Origin of the sequence: Variovorax xiamenensis (assembly GCF_050916385.1) — a bacterium.
In the GTDB taxonomy this organism is placed as follows: domain Bacteria; phylum Pseudomonadota; class Gammaproteobacteria; order Burkholderiales; family Burkholderiaceae_C; genus Variovorax.
This window is the reverse complement of the sequence record NZ_CP139038.1, coordinates 6,814,434-6,831,021: the sequence shown is the minus strand read 5'-3', so window position 1 is coordinate 6,831,021 and position 16,588 is coordinate 6,814,434. Positions and strand designations below refer to the sequence as shown.

The 16,588-nt window shown below is 68.9% G+C and carries 14 protein-coding genes; 9 read left to right on the top strand and 5 right to left on the bottom strand.

The window, feature by feature from the left end:
* Complete coding sequence (locus SFB74_RS31445) at window positions 1-801, top strand: ATP-binding cassette domain-containing protein (protein WP_432728282.1); 801 nt, start codon at window positions 1-3, stop codon at window positions 799-801.
* Between the two features lie 24 nt (window positions 802-825).
* Window positions 826-1,989 carry an ROK family transcriptional regulator gene (locus SFB74_RS31440; RefSeq protein ID WP_432728281.1) on the top strand — a complete coding sequence of 388 codons (1,164 nt, stop codon included), beginning with the start codon at window positions 826-828 and terminating at the stop codon, window positions 1,987-1,989.
* Here the strand turns inward: SFB74_RS31440 and SFB74_RS31435 are convergent, their stop codons facing one another.
* Window positions 1,990-3,273: a helix-turn-helix domain-containing protein gene (locus SFB74_RS31435; protein ID WP_432728280.1), complete on the bottom strand. Its 1,284-nt coding sequence runs from the start codon at window positions 3,271-3,273 to the stop codon at window positions 1,990-1,992.
* Window positions 3,274-3,404: 131 nt separating this feature from the next.
* Here SFB74_RS31435 and SFB74_RS31430 point away from each other — a divergent pair, with 131 nt between their 5' ends.
* On the top strand, window positions 3,405-5,519 hold the full coding sequence (locus SFB74_RS31430) for a PQQ-dependent dehydrogenase, methanol/ethanol family (RefSeq protein ID WP_432728279.1): 2,115 nt from the start codon (window positions 3,405-3,407) through the stop codon (window positions 5,517-5,519).
* 12 nt (window positions 5,520-5,531) lie between these two features.
* Here SFB74_RS31430 and SFB74_RS31425 read toward each other — a convergent pair whose 3' ends face one another.
* The 4 genes from SFB74_RS31425 to SFB74_RS31410 form a co-directional block, all read right to left on the bottom strand.
* Window positions 5,532-7,955, bottom strand: coding sequence for a hypothetical protein (locus SFB74_RS31425; protein ID WP_432728278.1), 2,424 nt, complete (start codon window positions 7,953-7,955; stop codon window positions 5,532-5,534).
* The gene (locus tag SFB74_RS31420; protein ID WP_432728277.1) at window positions 7,952-8,692 is read right to left on the bottom strand and encodes a hypothetical protein; all 741 of its coding nucleotides are present in this window, start codon (window positions 8,690-8,692) and stop codon (window positions 7,952-7,954) included. Before SFB74_RS31420 ends, SFB74_RS31425 begins: the two co-directional genes overlap by 4 nt.
* A 110-nt stretch (window positions 8,693-8,802) precedes the next feature.
* Complete coding sequence (locus SFB74_RS31415; protein ID WP_432728276.1) at window positions 8,803-9,777, bottom strand: tripartite tricarboxylate transporter substrate-binding protein; 975 nt, start codon at window positions 9,775-9,777, stop codon at window positions 8,803-8,805.
* Window positions 9,778-9,925: 148 nt separating this feature from the next.
* Window positions 9,926-10,852 carry a LysR family transcriptional regulator gene (locus tag SFB74_RS31410; protein ID WP_416490676.1) on the bottom strand — a complete coding sequence of 309 codons (927 nt, stop codon included), beginning with the start codon at window positions 10,850-10,852 and terminating at the stop codon, window positions 9,926-9,928.
* Between the two features lie 240 nt (window positions 10,853-11,092).
* On the opposite strand from SFB74_RS31410, the gene SFB74_RS31405 reads away from it, so the two are divergent.
* Genes SFB74_RS31405 through torT form a run of 6 tightly spaced genes read left to right on the top strand, consistent with a single transcriptional unit; the run spans window position 11,093 to window position 16,585 of the window.
* Window positions 11,093-11,872, top strand: a complete 780-nt coding sequence (locus SFB74_RS31405; RefSeq protein WP_432728275.1) for a 5-oxoprolinase subunit PxpA — start codon at window positions 11,093-11,095, stop codon at window positions 11,870-11,872.
* 43 nt (window positions 11,873-11,915) lie between these two features.
* Entirely contained in the window at window positions 11,916-12,164 is a 249-nt protein-coding gene (locus tag SFB74_RS31400) for an acetyl-CoA carboxylase (protein ID WP_416490674.1), read from the top strand.
* An 11-nt stretch (window positions 12,165-12,175) separates the two neighbouring features.
* Complete coding sequence (locus tag SFB74_RS31395) at window positions 12,176-13,585, top strand: acetyl-CoA carboxylase biotin carboxylase subunit (protein WP_432728274.1); 1,410 nt, start codon at window positions 12,176-12,178, stop codon at window positions 13,583-13,585.
* Window positions 13,582-14,481 (top strand): 5-oxoprolinase subunit B family protein, encoded by a 900-nt coding sequence (locus SFB74_RS31390; protein ID WP_432728273.1) that lies wholly within the window; start codon window positions 13,582-13,584, stop codon window positions 14,479-14,481. The genes SFB74_RS31395 and SFB74_RS31390 overlap by 4 nt, the downstream gene beginning before the upstream one ends.
* Window positions 14,471-15,448 (top strand): biotin-dependent carboxyltransferase family protein, encoded by a 978-nt coding sequence (locus SFB74_RS31385; protein ID WP_432728272.1) that lies wholly within the window; start codon window positions 14,471-14,473, stop codon window positions 15,446-15,448. Before SFB74_RS31390 ends, SFB74_RS31385 begins: the two co-directional genes overlap by 11 nt.
* A 51-nt stretch (window positions 15,449-15,499) precedes the next feature.
* Entirely contained in the window at window positions 15,500-16,585 is a 1,086-nt protein-coding gene (torT, locus tag SFB74_RS31380; protein ID WP_432728271.1) for a TMAO reductase system periplasmic protein TorT, read from the top strand.
* Window positions 16,586-16,588 lie beyond the last annotated feature (3 nt).

Genomic DNA, 16,588 nt, shown 5'->3' with positions numbered 1-16,588 from the left:
ATGGCCGACATCGACACTTCCAAGCCTCTCGTCGAACTGCGCGAGATCCGAAAGGCCTTCGGCGGCGTGAAGGCCGTGGACGGCGTGAGCGTGAACCTCTACCCCGGCGAGGTGGTCGCGCTGCTGGGCCACAACGGCGCGGGCAAGTCCACGCTGATGAAGATGCTCGCGGGCGCCTACCCCATCGACTCCGGCGACACGCTGATCGCGGGCGAGAAGGTCCACATCCGCACGCCCGCCGAGGCGCAGGCGCAGGGCATCGAGACCATCTACCAGACGCTCGCGCTGGCCGACAACCTCGACTCGGTGGCCAACCTTTTCCTCGGCCGCGAGAAGATGACGCCCTGGAACACGCTCGACGACCACTTCATGGAAGTGCAGGCGCGCAAGGTGTTCCAGCGCCTGAACAGAAACTTCACCAACATCCGCGTGCCGGTGCGCCGGCTCTCGGGCGGGCAGCGGCAGGTGGTGGCGATCTCGCGCGCGCTGTACTTCAACGCGCGCATCCTCATCATGGACGAGCCCTGCGCCGCGCTGGGCCCCGAAGAGACCGCGATGGTCGGCGGCCTGGTGAAGCAGCTCAAGGCCGACGGCGTGGGTATCTTCCTCATCACCCACGACATGCCCGACGTGTTCTCGCTGAGCGACCGCCTCGCGGTGATGAAGAACGGCAAGCTGGTCGGCACCTACCGCACAGCCGACGTGACCGAGGACGAAGTGCTCGGGATGATCATTGCCGGCAAGCGTCCCGAGGGCAAAGAGCAGGCCCACCACGCCGATACCGCCGCAGCCCCTGCCTGACCAGAAACTCGACAGAGACCCGACGTGACCACCACGGCCGACCAGCAGCTCGTCAAGCGCATGAACCGCAGCGTATTGCTGCGGCTGCTGCGCGCGCAGCCCGGCCTCTCGCGCGCGCGGCTGGCCGGCGAGAGCGGCCTCACCAAGTCGACCGTGAGCCTGCTGGTGCGCGAGCTGATCGACGAGGGCTGGCTCAGCGAGGCCGGCGCGACCGTGGCCGACGGGCTGGGGCGTCCTTCCACGCCGCTGCAGATCGACGTGGGCGTGCGCGCGCTGATGGGCGTGGAGATCGCGGTGGAAACGGTGCGCCTCGTGTGCATGTCGCTGCAGGGCGAGGTGCTCTATTCGGAGAGCCATGACCTGACCGACGGATCGCCCGCCGGCGTGTGCGCGCAGGTCGGGCGCATGGCGGGCGCTGCGCACGCGAGGCTGCAGCAGCTCGGCCTGAGCCTGTCGAGCATCGGCGTGTGCGTGCCCGGCGCGGTGGACGACTGCACCGGCGTGGTCCGCTTCGCGCCCAACCTCGGCTGGCGCAACGTGAGCCTGCTGCCCGCGCTGGAGAAAGCCTTCGCCGCTGTCGGCCTGCCGGGCGTCACCGTGCAGCTGCAGAACGACGCCGATGCCGCCGCGCTCGGCGAATACGAGTTCGCGGCCAGCGTGGGCCAGGAGGGCGAAGACCCGCTGATCTTCGTCAATTGCGACGTGGGCGTGGGTGCGGGCGTGGTGCTGAACGACCGGCTCTTCACCGGCGCGCAGGGCATGGCCGGCGAGATCGGCCACACCATCCTGCAGCTCGACGGCCCGCTGTGCTCGTGCGGCCGCCGCGGCTGCGCCGAAGCCTTCTTCGGCTCGCGCGTGCTGGAGCGCGAGGGCGCCGACCTGCCGCGCGCGGCTGCCTTCTTCGGCGTGCTGCTGCAGAACCTGTGGGTCACCTTCAACCCGCGCGCCATCGTGCTCGGCGGCAAGTCCTGTGCCGATCACCAGGGCTTTGCGCAGTCGGCCTTCGAGCGCATGAGGCGCCATGCGGAAGACGCCGGCATGCCGGCACCCGACCTGCGCGTCGCACGCTACGGCGCGCTGGCGCCCGCGGTGGGCGCGGCCGCGCTCGCGCTGCACGAATACCTGAGGCCTCTGCAGCCCGATGCGAAGGCGCGCCGGGCGCGTGCGCTGGCCCGCGCGGCCGCCTGATCAGCCGGCCGCGTCTTCCTTTTCTTCGCCCGCGTCGCGCCAGCCGCGCAGCCGCCGGTAGAGCGTGCCGCGCGACACGCGCAATTGCCGCGCCGCCTGCGACACGTTGCCGCCGTGCGCGGCGAGCGTTTCTTCGATCAGCTTGCGGCTGTGCTCGCGCAGCGTGGTCTCGGCGTGCGGTGCTGCTTCTGCATCGCCGCCCGCCCGCTCGCTGGCCTGTGCTGCTGGCATCGCATCGTGCCGCTCGATGGCCAAGGGGGCAGCTTCGCCCGGCATCGCCACCGCATGCCGGAAGTCGGCGCCATCCGCACCGCCCTTCAACTGCGCCTGCACCCATACGCCGAGGCCGCTCGCCAGCCGCAGCGGCTGCGCGGACTCGCGTCGCCCCAGCCGCAGCAGGCTCGCGAGGTCGTGTCCCAGAAGAAATTCGACGTCGCGCTCGTCCGCCGCCTCGGGCAGCCGGCCCAGCAGCCGCGCGCCCGCGTTGTTGAGCCAGGCGATGGTGCCGTCGGGCGCGATGCCGGCCAGTGCCTCCAACGGCGTGCCCAGCAGCGTCGGGCTGGCCTGGAAGCGAAGGATCAGGTGGTCGCGCGACTGCGCCTGCAGCAGCCTGTTCTCGATGGTGGTGGCGTAGAGCGACACCATCGATGCAGCGTCGAAGCCGAAGCGCCGCGCCTCCACCGTGAGGTCGAGCACGCCCGCGAGCTGCCCCGTCACGTCGCGGATCGGTGCGGCCGCGCACTGCATGTGGCACAGCACGTCGAAATAGTGCTCGGCGCCATCGACCGTGCAGGCCTGCCCGGTACTCGCCACGATGCCGGGCGCCGTGGTGCCGACGATGTGCTCCGCGATGTTCACGCCCACGCGCGCCGTCTTGCGCAGCACCGGCTGGTGCGCGGCGGCGGGCTGCTGCGTGACGTGCACCACCACGCCCTCGCGGTCGGTGAGGATCACGCGGCAGTCGGTGCCCGCGAGCGCGTGCTCCATCTGCACCAGCTCCTGGCGCGCAACCTCGAGCAGCTCGCGGTTGCGCGCGAGCGTTGCGTGCAGGCGGCTGGGCGTGACCGCGTCGAAGGGCACGATGCGCTGGCGGTCGGTGTGCGTGCGGCTGCAGCGCATCCACGACTGGATCACCGCCTCGCCGACCAGGCCCGAGGGGCGCACGCCCTCCTCGAAGAACTGCCGCCGCGCGAGCGCCACCCGCTGAGCGGGCGTGCTGGCGAAGAGCTGGCGCGGGGCGTCCGACGTACCGATTCTTCCAACAAGGCTTCTGTCGAGGGCCATGGGTTCGCTGCCTCCCGGTTCAGGACCAGCGTCGAATGTGTTCCGCAATGGAACAGCGCCGGACTGGGGAAATCCCGAAGATGAAGCCCGGGCCGGTCCCGACGATTCTTGAGGCACAAAGGAGACCTGCGATGAAAAAAACATACTCCGGGCTGCTCGTGCTCGCCGGCGCATTGCTGTGCCTGGGAGCCACTACCGCAGCCACGGCCCAGAACGCACAGGACCGCGCGGCAGCCGCCACCAAACGCGTCGACGGCAGCTTCATCCGCGCCAACGCGGCGCAGAAGAAAACGCCCGACTGGCCCAGCGTGGGCCTGGACTATTCGGAATCGCGCTTCAGCCAGCTCGACCAGGTGAACGCCGGCAACGTGAAGGACCTGGGGCTGGTCTGGTCGTACAACCTCGAGTCCACGCGCGGGGTGGAAGCCACGCCGCTGGTGGTGGACGGCATCATGTACATCACCGCTTCCTGGAGCGTGGTGCATGCCGTCGACACGCGCACCGGGCAGAAGCTGTGGACCTTCGATCCGCAGGTCGATAAGTCCAAAGGCTTCAGGGGCTGCTGCGACGTGGTGAACCGGGGCGTCGCAATCTACGAGGGCAAGGTCTACGTGGCGGCCTATGACGGGCGCCTCATCGCGCTCGACGCCGCCACCGGCCAGAAGGTCTGGGAGAAGAACACCATCGAGGGCCAGAAAGGCAGCTACACCATCACCGGCGCGCCGCGCGTGTTCAAGGGCAAGGTCATCATCGGCAACGGCGGCGCGGAGTACGGCGTGCGCGGCTTCGTCACCGCCTACGACGCGAAGACCGGCGACCAGAAATGGCGCTGGTTCGTGGTGCCGGGCGACCCGGGCAAGCCCTTCGAGGACGAGTCGATGGCGCGCGCCGCCAAGACCTGGGACCCCAGCGGCAAGTACTGGGAGGCCGGTGGCGGCGGCACCGCGTGGGACAGCTTCGCCTTCGACCCCGAGCTCAACCTGATGTACGTGGGCACCGGCAACGGCTCGCCGTGGTCGCACAAGGCGCGCAGCCCCAAGGGTGGCGACAACCTCTACCTGGGCTCGGTGGTGGCGCTCAACCCCGACACCGGCAAGTACGTGTGGCACTACCAGGAGACGCCCGGCGACAACTGGGACTACACCTCCACGCAGTCGATGATCCTGGCCAACGTGAAGATCGCGGGCAAGTCGCGCAAGGTGCTGCTGCATGCGCCGAAGAACGGCTTCTTCTTCGTCATCGACCGCACCAACGGCAGGTTCATTTCGGCGAAGAACTTCGTCGAGGTCAACTGGGCCACCGGCTACGACAAGAACGGCCGCCCCATCGAGATCGCCGCCGCGCGCGACGGCACCAAGCCCGGCGACAGCATCCCCGGTCCCTTCGGTGCGCACAACTGGCACCCGATGTCGTTCAACCCGCAGACCGGCTTCGCCTACCTGCCCGCGCAGCACGTGCCGATCAACCTCATGGACGACAAGGACTGGAAGTTCAACGAGGACGTGCCCGGCCGCCCGCATGCGGGCCTGGGCTGGAACCTCGCCAAGTTCGCCAATGCCGAGCCGCCCAAGAGCAAGCCCTTCGGCCGCCTCGTGGCCTGGGACCCGGTGGCGCAGAAGGAAGCCTGGGGCGTGGACTACGCATCGCCGTGGAACGGCGGCACCCTCACCACCGCCGGCAACCTCGTGTTCCAGGGCACGGCCGACGGGCGCCTGCTGGCCTACAACGCGAAGACCGGCGAGAAGCTGTGGGAAACGCCCACCGGCACCGGCGTGGTCGCGGCACCGTCGACCTACATGGTGGACGGCAAGCAGTACGTGTCGGTCGCGGTGGGCTGGGGCGGCGTGTACGGCCTCGCGCAGCGCGCCACCGAGCGGCAGGGGCCGGGCACGGTCTACACCTTCGCCGTGGGCGGCACCGCCAAGATGCCCGACTTCGTGCAGTACCGCATGGACAAGCTGGTGCAGGGCGTGAAGTACGACCCCGCCAAGGTCCAGGCCGGCACCATGCTCTACGTGAGCAACTGCGTCTTCTGCCACGGCGTGCCGGGCGTGGACCGCGGCGGCAACATCCCCAACCTCGGCTACATGGACGCGGCCTACATCGAGAACCTCGACAAGTTCGTGCTCAAGGGCCCGGCCATGTCGCGCGGCATGCCGGACTTCACCGGCAAGCTCTCCAGCGACGACATCGAGAGCATCAAGGCATTCATCCAGGGGACGGCCGACGCCATCCGCCCGAAGTAGGGACCGTGCCCCTTACCGGCCGCCGTACCAGTACTGGGTGCTGGCGGCCCAGCCCGACTTCGGATAGTTCGCGTGCAGGGTCTGCAGGCCCTTGCGCGACCAGTCGCCCACCAGCTTGTCCTGGCAGGTGTAGCGGGCCATCTTCACCGCGACCGACAGCGCCTGCGGCACCAGCGGATCGGCACGGTCGCGCTGCATCAGCGCCAGGCTTTCCTGCGTGAAGTAGACCGAGTCGGGCGGAATGACGCGCAGCTTCTCGACCAGCGCGGCCTGCCGCGCGCGTTCTTCCTGCGGCAGGAACGCGGGCATCTCGAAGTCGGCCGCCGTTGCCGCCTGCGGCCCGGAGATGGCAACGCCCAGCGGGCGGCACCACTTGCCGTAGCTGCCGACAGCCACGCCGCTGCGGTCGTCCACCGTGAACCCGAGCTTGAGCGGCGTGGGCCGGATGCCGTCGGCGCCCGGCCAGTGCGGAGGCTGCAGCACGTCGGTGGTGCTCGACATGCGCTCCAGCAGCAGGCGGCGCCACGCGGTGCCGTCCGTCTCCTGCAGCGAGATCGAACGCCGCATGCCGGCGATCGTGTCGGCCCCCTTCGCCGCGCCCGCCTGCGGCGGCGAGGCGATGCGCATCTGTGCCGCGCTGCGGGCGGTGGCGTAGTCCCCGGCGAGCACGGCGCGGGTCCACGCCGTTTCGAGCAGGTTGTCGCGCAGCGCCGGCGCCAGGGCCGGGTCGGCGGCAAGGCGCAGCCACATGGCCAGCGGCGCGCGCGTGTTGAGGAAGCGCACCACGTCCTCGTCGAAGGCGCTGGCCAGCGGCACCGCGTTCGGCCTGGCTTCCATCGCCTCGGGATCGCGGCGCGCGACCACGGGGCGGATGGCGAGGCGGCGCCATTCCTCTTCCGACGCGGCGGTCGGCAGCAGCAATGCCTTCACGAGGTTCTGGCCCGAGGGGCTGTGCGCGATCAGCGGCGAATCGGCCGAGGAAGCCACGAGTTCGCGCACCTCCTTGTAGCGGCCCTGCGCGAACATGCGCTGCGCGCGCAGCTGCGTGGCGGCGAAGCGGGCGGGATGGTCTTCGGGCACGGCGGCGAGCGCCGTCTGCAGTTCGGCCTCGCGCCTGTCGTCGGCCGTGGCGGCCACCGGCGCAAGGCTTGCTGCGGCCATCAGCCAGGCAAGGTCGTGCGTGCGCTGGTAGCGGCTCCAGCTCAGCGTTTCGCGCCACTTGCCGGCGGGTTCGCCGCTGCCGCCCGGACCGTCGAAGCCGCGCACGGTGCTGAGCCACTGCACGAGCTCCGAAGTCTGCCCCGGGCCGACGTAGGTGCAGCCGCCGAAGAAGCCGCAGGCGCGGAACTCGTGGTTCAGCAGCAGCAGCTTCGCGGCGGCGGCGTCGGGCTGCCCGATGGTCTTCAGGCCGTCGGCGAGGCGCTGCATGCGCGTGGCGGGCAACAGGTAGCGGATGCGCAGTGCCTCGGCCAGCCGGTGCACCGAAGGATGCAGCGCCTTCAGGCGCGGGTTCTTCAGAAGCGGCGATGCGATGGCGTCGACCTGCCTGTCGAGCTCGGCCTGCTTCTTCAGCGCCTCGGCGCTTTCCTTCCTGTTCTCCGAGCCTTCCGAGGGCGCATCGCCCGGGTTCTGCCGCGCCAGCACGCGCAGCCGCATGTAGGCCGCGAGATCGCGCCAGGGGCTGGCCTTGTCGGCCGCGATGGCGGTGAACGCGGCATCGGCCTCGTCGAAGTCGCCGGCATAGAAGCGCTGCGCGGCCAGCTGGTAGGCATGGTCGGCCTGCAGCCAAGCGGGCGCGGCCGGCGGCAGTTCGGGGACGGTGCCGGGCTCCTTGTTGCAGGTGTCGAAAACCGCGTCCTGCGTCTTCAGCCAGTGCAGCACGAAGGGGCCGGCCGACCTGTCGCCGGCCGTACGCGTCATGCGCTGGGCCAGCGTCTTCGTGGCGCTGCGGAAGGCGTCGCCGTAGAAGCAGTTCGGGTCGGCCTGCAGGGTTGCGGCGTTCCAGTTCGGCTGCTGTTGAGATGGTGGCGGTACGGTGGACTTGTCCCGGGACGATTTCGGATCGAGCTTCGCCAGGGCCTCGTCGCGCGCCTTGCGCCATTCGGTCCAGGCGTCGTCGGTTTCGGCCATGCCGTTGTCCTCGCGCGGCAGCTTCTCCAGCAGGTCGGTGAAGGCGCGCACCGCGTCGGGAGAAAAGGCCTGGCCGTGCAGGCGCCAGTACCAGAGTACCTGGTAGGGCACGAGATAGCCGGTGTAGTAGCCCGCGGGCCGCTCGACGAACTCGCGCACCGGCTGGTCGGGCCGGGTGCTCGCGAAGAACAGGTCCTCGGGGTCGCCGCCGCCGCTGGCGTGCGTCGCCGTCGCGCCGAGCAGGGTGGCGCCGGCCAACGCGGCGATGGCGAGCAGCCTCGCGCCTCCCGTTTTCGAAAGAGTCATTTGTACGTTTCCCTGTTTCCGGTCTGCAGTTTTTCGAAATCTTCCTTCTTCCACGAGCCCGCATGAAACACATAGCGCCGCTTCACGTCGCGCAGCGCGGGCCAGTCTTCGCCGAGCATCAGGCCGGCTGCACTGCGGCAGGCCGGCACCGTGGCCGCACCCGTCGCGCCGAGCCGCTGGCGGATGCGCGCAGCCTCCGCTCCCATGCGGAAGTACATCGGAACGATCTCGTCGAGCAGGCCCTCGGGCAGCCACGGATCGCCCATGCACCACGATGCGAGCGCCGTGGCGGAGATCCGCGTGCCGCCTTCACGCAGGGGCTGCAGCCGCCGCAGCAGCGCGACGTAGGCCTCGCGCTGGCTGTGCCGCGCCTCGAAGTCGAGCTGCACCCAGCCCGAGCGGTTGCCCTGCTTCGCGGCATGCTCGACCGCGGCGGCGATCGCCTGCTGCTGCGCATCGTCGAGGGGCGAGGGCGCGAGGTTGTCGAGCGTGACATGGATCACCGGCATCACCGTGGCACCGGGCGCGATGCGCAGCGGCCACTGGCGCCACGTGGTGCGGCTGCGTTCTCCGCTCAGCAGCACCGTGGCGTGCAGGTAGGCCACGCCGGTGCCGTCGGGCAGCGTGGAGAAGAGCTGGGGCCGGTCCCACACCCACAGCAGCGTTTGCGGCTGGGCCGCGCCCTCCTGCGCCAGCAGGGCCAGAAAGACGGAAAAGGCCGCGCCGCGCAAACGCATGGGGAAGGGCAGGAGTGAGGAAGAAAAATCCCGGCCAGCATAACGAAAAAGCCGCCTGGCCCAGGGGGCTCAGGCGGCCTTTGCGGCTGCTTGTCGCTGCGGCGGATCGGTCAGTCGGCGTACACGCCGGCGGCCTTGATGATCGGGCCCCACTTCGCGATCTCGGCCGAGACGAACTTCTTGTGCTCGGCAGGCTCGGTGCGCTTGTCGGTGGTGATCACCGCGCCCAGCGCTTCTTCGCGCTTGATGAAGCCCGGGTCCTTCATCGCGGCCGTGATGGCTTCATTGAGCTTCTTCAGCACCGGCGCGGGCGTGCCCTTGGGGGCGTACACGCCGTGCCAGATCGTCACTTCGAAGCCCTTCAGGCCCGACTCGTCCAGCGTGGGCAGGTCCTTCAGCGCGGGCGTGGTCAGGCGCTTGCTCGTGGTCACGGCATAGGCCTTGACCTTCTTGGCCTCGATCTGCGACGTGGTGTTGGTCGTCTGGTCGCACAGCAGGTCGATCTGGCCGCCCAGCAGGTCGGCGATGGCAGGTGCGGTGCCCTTGTAGGGAACCGGCGTCATCTCGACCTTCAGCGCGCTCTGGAACAGCAGGCCGCACAGGTGCGATGCGGCGCCCAGGCCGGCGTTGCCCAGGTTGATCTTGCCCTTGTTGGCGGCGATCCAGCTCGTCAGTTCCTTGTAGTTGTTGGCCGGCAGGCCGGGCTTGCCGATCAGCGTCATCGGCACTTCGTTGACCATGCCGAGGTATTCGAAGTCGGTCTCGACGTTGAAGGGCAGCTTGCGGTAGAGCGCCGGCATCGTCGACATGCCGATGTGGTTCAAGAGCAGCGTGTAGCCGTCGGGGTTGGCGCGCGCCACCTTGGCGGTGCCGATGGAACTGCCCGCGCCGGCGGTGTTGTCGACCACGATCGTGGTGCCCAGCGTCTTCTGCATGGCTTCGGCCAGGTCGCGCGCGACGCGGTCGGTCGGGCCGCCGGCGGCGAAAGGCACCACCAGGGTCACGGTCTTGCCCGCGGGGAAATCCTGGGCTTGTGCACCGACGGCCGCGGCGGCAATCGCCGCGAGGGCGAACAGTTTCTTCATGTCGTCTCCGGAAAAGGGGGGAATAAAAACGCCGCGATCTTAAGGGCTGACTGCGGCCTGACCTATACCGAATAGCCCTTAGGCTCGCGTCGTCATAGCGGCCTTTCAGGACCCTCGGGAGAGCCGCAAGAATGCCGCTTCGCGGTGCTCAGAGCCGGCTTCGCCCGGCCCGTGCGGAAGCAGGCTCCAGGAAGAGCTGCCGGAAGTATTCGCGAAACGCCGTCATGGCCGGCGAGAACTCGACGCCCTGCTTCCACCCCAGGCCGATGTTCATCGTCGGCACCGCGTCGCGCAGGTTGATGGTCTCGATGCGCTTTCCCTCCAGCGACCAGGGGCGGTAGACCATGTCCGACAGCACCGTCACGCCCAGCCCGTTGGCCACTGTGCTGCGCACCGCCTCCACCGAACTGGTGCGCAGCCGCACCTTGGGCTGGTGCGGCGTCTTGCTCCAGTACTTCAGCGCGGTGGCCGCGGCCTCGTCCACCGTGAGCATGATGTAGGGCTCGGCCGCGACGTCGGCCAGCGTCACCTCGGCCTTGTCGAGCAGCGGATGCTTTGCCGGCACCCACAGCCTGCGCTGCGAGCCGAAGAAGGTCTCCAGCGAAAGCTCGCGCAGCACGACGTTGGAGGTGAGCACCACGCCGATGTCGTAGCGCTGCGTGATCAGGCCCTCCTCGATGGCCTCGCGCGCGACCTCGTGCACCTTGACCGTGACCTGCGGATGCAGCTGCTCGAAGCGCTGCAGGTGGTGCGGCAGGAAGTAGCCCAGCACCGTGTAGCTCGCCGCGATGGTCAGCGAGCCCTCGACGTTCTCTCCCTCGTGCGGCATGCGGATCGCCTCGTCCGCCGCCGATAGCACCGCATAGGCATGGCTCAGGAAGCGCCGTCCCGCCTTGGTGAGCTCGACGCCGTGGGGGTGCCGCTCGAACAGCTGCTGCCCCATCAGCTCCTCCAGCTCCCTGATCGCGGTGGTCACGGCCGACTGCGAGATGTTGAGCTGGAGCGCCGCATGCGAGATGCGCCCCACCTCGGCCACGGCGGAGAAGTACTTGAGCTGGCGAAGGGTCAGGGACATGGCGAGGCTTCCTCAGGGTATTTCCGGATGCGTTCGCAGCGGGCTCCCGAAGGCGCAAACCCGATACCGGAGAAACGATTCCCTCCAGCGTAGCGCCCAATCCGCGCCGCAGACGAATCTGTTTTTCAGATATCGGGTCACTCGAAAACAATGCTTTTCGGTCTTTCGACCGCTCACTAATCTTCGCCCTGTCCTGCATTGCCGCTTTTCGGCGATGCCACTGAACAAAGGCTGCGAGACGTGAAGAAGACGCTGATCGATCTGAATTCCGACATGGGCGAAGGCTTCGGCCCCTGGACCATCGGCGATGGTGTCGACGAGCAACTCATGCCGCTGATCAGCTCGGCCAACATCGCCACCGGCTTCCATGCGGGGGACCCGAACATCATGCGCAGGATGGTGCTGCTGGCCCGCGAGCACGGCGTGGGCATCGGGGCGCATCCCGGCTTTCGCGACCTGGTGGGGTTCGGCCGCCGCCACATCGCCGCACCGGCCGACGAACTGGTGAACGACATGGTCTACCAGCTGGGCGCGCTGCGCGAGTTCGCACGGCTCGCCGGCATGGAGCTGCAGCACATCAAGCCGCACGGCGCGCTCTACATGCATGCGGCGCGCGACGAGGCCCTGTCGCGCGCGCTGGTCGCGGCGCTGCAGCAGATCGAACCCACGCTGCGCCTGTTCTGCATGGAAGCGTCCGTCACGTACCGGGTGGCCCGCGAGCTTGGCCAGCCGGTGGTGCGCGAGTTCTATGCCGACCGCGACTACGACCTGAGCGGCTCCATCGTCTTCACGCGGCGCGTCGGTGCGCTGGAGCCCGACGCCGTGGCGGCCAAGGTGGTGCGCGCCTGCACCGAGGGCCTGGTGCGCACGGTCGAAGGCAAGGATGTTGCTATCGGCTTCGACTCGGTCTGCATCCACAGCGACACGCCCGGTGCGCTCGCGCTGGTGCAGGCCACGCGGCGCGCTCTGGCCGACCACGGCATCCGCGTTGCCGGCCTTGCCGCACGGGCCGGGGCCTGACCGCGCTTTTTCTTTCCGTCGTTCTTATTCCAGGAGTGCATCGATGCCCGCTACCCATGAAGTCCTGAGCCCGCTGCCGGGCACCTTCTATCGCCGTTCGGCGCCCGACGCGCCGCCCTTCAAGGCCGAAGGCGACGTGGTGGCCGTGGGCGACGTGCTGGGCCTGGTCGAAGTGATGAAGCAGTTCAGCGAAGTCACCGCCGACGCGGCCGGTCGCCTGCAGCGCTTTGCGGTGGAGAACGGCGAGCCTGTCGATCCGGGCCAGGTGCTGGCCGTCATCGAAACGACGTGAGACCGCTGCCCATGAACGCTGCATTCGACAAGCTGCTGATCGCCAACCGGGGCGAGATCGCGGTGCGCATCATCCGCGCCGCGAAAGAACTGGGGCTGAAGACGGTCGCCGTCTTCAGCGACGCCGACGCGCAGAGCCTCGCCGTGCAGATGGCCGACGAAGCCGTGCGCATCGGGCCGGCGCATGCCACCAGGAGCTACCTGAGCGTCAATGCCGTCCTGCAGGCGGCCGCCGAAAGCGGCGCCGGCGCGGTGCATCCCGGCTACGGCTTCCTCTCGGAAAACGCCGACTTCGCCGAGCGCGTCGAGTCCGCGGGCCTCGTGTTCGTGGGCCCGACGCCGCATGCGATCCGCACCATGGGCGACAAGGCCGCGGCGCGCGCTGCCGCCATGAAGGCGGGCGTGCCCACGGTGCCCGGCAGCGCGGGCGTGGTGACCGATCCCGATACCGCCGTCGAGGTCGCGAAGGACATCGGCTATCCGATCATGATCAAGGCTTCCGCCGGTGGCGGCGGGCGCGGCATCCGCGTGGCGCACGACGAGGCCGAGCTGCGCCAGCAGTTCGCCACCGCCACGGCCGAGGCGCTGGCGGCCTTCGGCAACGGCGAGGTCTACTTGGAGCGCTTCATCCGCAAGGCGCGCCACATCGAGGTGCAGATCCTCGGCGACGGCCAGCGCGTGGTGCATTGCTTCGAGCGCGAGTGCTCCCTGCAGCGCCGCCGCCAGAAGGTGTGGGAAGAAGCGCCCTCGGCCGCCATCGGCGAAGCCACGCGCGCCGCGCTGTGCGAGTCGGCGCTGCGGCTCGCCAATGCCGTGGCCTACCGCGGCGCCGGCACGCTCGAGTACCTGTACGACGACGACACGCGCGAGTTCTTCTTCATCGAGATGAACACCCGCATCCAGGTCGAACACCCGATCACCGAGATGATCACCGGCGTCGATCTCGTGAAGGAGATGCTGCGCATCGCGCTCGGCCAGCCGCTGCGGCTGAGGCAGGAGGACATCCGGCTGACCGGCGCGGCCATCGAGGTGCGCGTGAATGCCGAGAACGCGGCGAAGAACTTCATGCCCAGCCCGGGCCTGGTGTCGCAGCTCGTCGTGCCGGGCGGACCGGGCGTGCGCTTCGACACCATGCTGTTCCCGGGCTGCAACGTGCCCGCGTACTACGATTCGCTGCTCGGCAAGCTGATCGTGCACGACACCGACCGTGCCGGTGCGTTGAGCCGCATGCGGCGGGCGCTGGGCGAACTCAGGGTCGAGGGCATCCACACCACGATCCCGCTGCATCGCGCGCTGTGCGACGACGCCGACGTGGCCGGGGCCGCCTTCCACACCGGCTTTCTCGAAACATGGCTGGCGGCCAGGCCGCTCGCCGATGCCGCTGTCCCCGTCTCTGTCCCTCCAGTGAAGGTGCCCGCATGACTGCTGCAACCACCCTGCCCGCACGGGCCCGCTACAGCTTCGGCGGCGACGAGCACCTTTTCGTCGAGATCAGCGAGGAGATGTCGCTGCCCGCTTTCTTCAAGGGCATGGCCATCTGCAACGAGCTGCGCCGCCGCGCCCTGCCTGGCGTCACGGAGATCTGCCCGGCCAATGCGGCCTACCTCGTGCGCTTCGACCCCGACGTGATCGCGCCCGACGCGCTGCTCGCCACGCTCGAGGAGATCGAGGCCGGTCTCGGCGAGGCCGACCTGCAGATGCAGACCCGCATCGTCGAGATACCGGTGCTCTACAACGACCCGTGGACGCACGAGACGCTCATGCGTTTTCGCGAACGCCACCAGGACCCGTCGAGCACCGACATCGAATACGCCGCGCGCATCAACGGGCACGCCTCGGTCGAGGCCTTCATCGAAGCCCATTCCTCGGCGCCGTGGTTCGTGTCGATGGTCGGCTTCGTGGCAGGCCTGCCCTTTCTCTTCCAGATGGTCGATCGCGAACGGCAGATCCAGGTGCCCAAGTACCTGAGCCCACGCACTGACACGCCGAAACTCACGCTGGGCCACGGCGGCTGCTTCAGCTGCATCTACTCGGTGCGCGGCGCGGGCGGCTACCAGATGTTCGGCGTCACGCCGGCGCCCATCTTCGACCCGGCCCAGCGCCTGTCCTACCTGAAGGACCTGATGGTGTTCTTCCAGCCCGGCGACATCGTCAAGTGGAAGCCCATCGACCGCGCCGAGTACGACAGGCAGATCGCCGAGGTCGAGGCCGGCACCTTCACGCTGCGCATCGCGCCGGTGTCGTTCTCGCTCAAGGAATTCCTGGCCGACCCGGACGGCTACAACCAACAGCTCCTGAAGGTGCTCCATGGCGATTGAAGTGCTCAAGCCCGGCCTCGCGACCAGCGTGCAGGACGCAGGCCGCCCCGGCTACTACAACCTCGGCATCCCGCTGTCGGGTGCGCTCGACCAGCAAAGCCTGGTGTTCGCGAACCTGCTGGTGGGCAACGACGAAGGCGCGGCGGTCATCGAAACCACGCTGCTGGGCCCCGAGCTGCGGTTCGACGCGCCCGCGCTGGTGGCGGTGACCGGCGCCGACGCCAAGGTCAAGCTCAACGGCAACGAGATGCCGCGCAACGAATCCTTCGCGGTGCAGGCCGGCGACGTGCTGGGGTTCGATTTCATGAAGCTCGGCGCGCGCATGTGCATCGCGGTGGCCGGCGGCATCGACGTGCCGGTGGTGCTTGGAAGCCGTTCGACCTATGGGCTCGGCGCGTTCGGCGGCTTCAACGGCCGCAAGCTCCTGGCCGGCGACAGGCTGCCGGTCGGCACGCCGTCTCCGCGTGCGCGGCCGGGCCGTGGCGTGCCTGTCGAGCTGCTGCCGGTGCTGGCGAAGGAAGTGGAGCTGCGCGTGCTGCCCGGCATCTATTTCCACCGGCTGCAGGAGGTGTCGGTGCGCAGCTTCTTCGCCGACACCTGGTCCGTCGGCTCGGAGGCCGACCGCATCGGCTACCGCTACAAGAACGGCACGCCGCTGCAGTTCATCGACCGCAAGCCGCCTTTCGGCGCGGGCGACGATCCGTCGAACATCGTCGACGCGGGCTATCCCTACGGCTCGATCCAGGTGCCGGGCGGACGCGAGCCGATCATCCTGCACCGCGATGCGGTCTCCGGCGGCGGCTACGCGATGGTGGGCACCGTGATCAGCGCCGACATGGACCTGATCGCCCAGATGCAGCCGAACCACAAGGCCCGCTTCGTCGAGGTCGACATGGCCCGGGCGCTGGAAGCCCGCGCCGAACGGCGACGACGGATCGACCGCCTGCGCGCTTCGCTCGCGGCCTGAGCCGCGGCTCCCTTCCTTCTTTTTTCACCGCTGTCACCCAAGGAGTTCTTCATGAACAGCTCGCCCCTGCGCGTTTCATTGATCGCCGCTTCGTTCGCCGCCACCGGCCTGCTGTGGCACGGCGCGGCCCTGGCCGCCGACTGGTTTCCCTACAAGGCGGAGGCCACCGAGCCTGCCTTCTCGGCCGAGGGCACGAAGAAGCCCATCGACTACACGCCCCTGGCCAAGGCCTCGAAGAAGTGGGACATCTGCGTGTCGTTCCCGCACATGAAGGACGCCTACTGGCTCGGCGTGGACTACGGCGTCATCGAGGAAGCCAGGCGCCAGGGCGTGAAGCTGCAGGTGGCCGACGCGGGCGGCTACACCAACCTGAGCAAGCAGGTCTCGCAGATCGAGGACTGCGTGGCGCGTGGCGCCAACGCGGTGATCATCGGCGCGATCTCGGGCGACGGGCTCAACAACGTGATCAAGGCCACGGCCGCGAAGAAGGTGCCGGTGATCGACCTGGTCAACGGCATCAGCTCGCCCGACCTGTCGGCCAAGTCGCTGGTGTCGTTCTACACGATGGGCCATTCGACGGGCGAGTACCTCGCGAAGAAGCATCCGGCCGGTTCGCCGCCCGTCAAGCTGGGCTGGTTCCCGGGCCCGGCCGGAGCGGGCTGGGTCGAGGCCGCGCACAAGGGCTTCATGGACGCGATCAAGGGCAGCGCCGTGGTGGCGCTCGACCCGAAGTACGGCGACACGGGCAAGGAGGCGCAGGCCAAGCTGGTCGAGGACGTGCTGCAGGGCAACCCCGACATCGCCTATGTGGCCGGCACCGCGGTCACGGCCGAGGCGGCCACCGGCATCCTGCGTTCGCGCGGCCTCGACAAGAAGGTGCAGGTGCTGTCCTTCTACATGACGCCGGGCGTGTACGAGGGCATCCAGAAGGGCCGCATCGTGGCGTCGCCGGCCGACTCGATGGTGATCCAGGGCCGCATCGCGGTCGACCAGGCGGTGCGCCTGCTCGAGAACAAGGACGTGGTGAAGCACGTCGGCCCGAAGATCTTCGTGGTCGACGGCAGCAACATCAAGGGCGTGAAGCTCGACGACATCCTGCCGCCGCCGGGCTTCAAGCCGGTGTTCGAGGTCAAGTAAGGC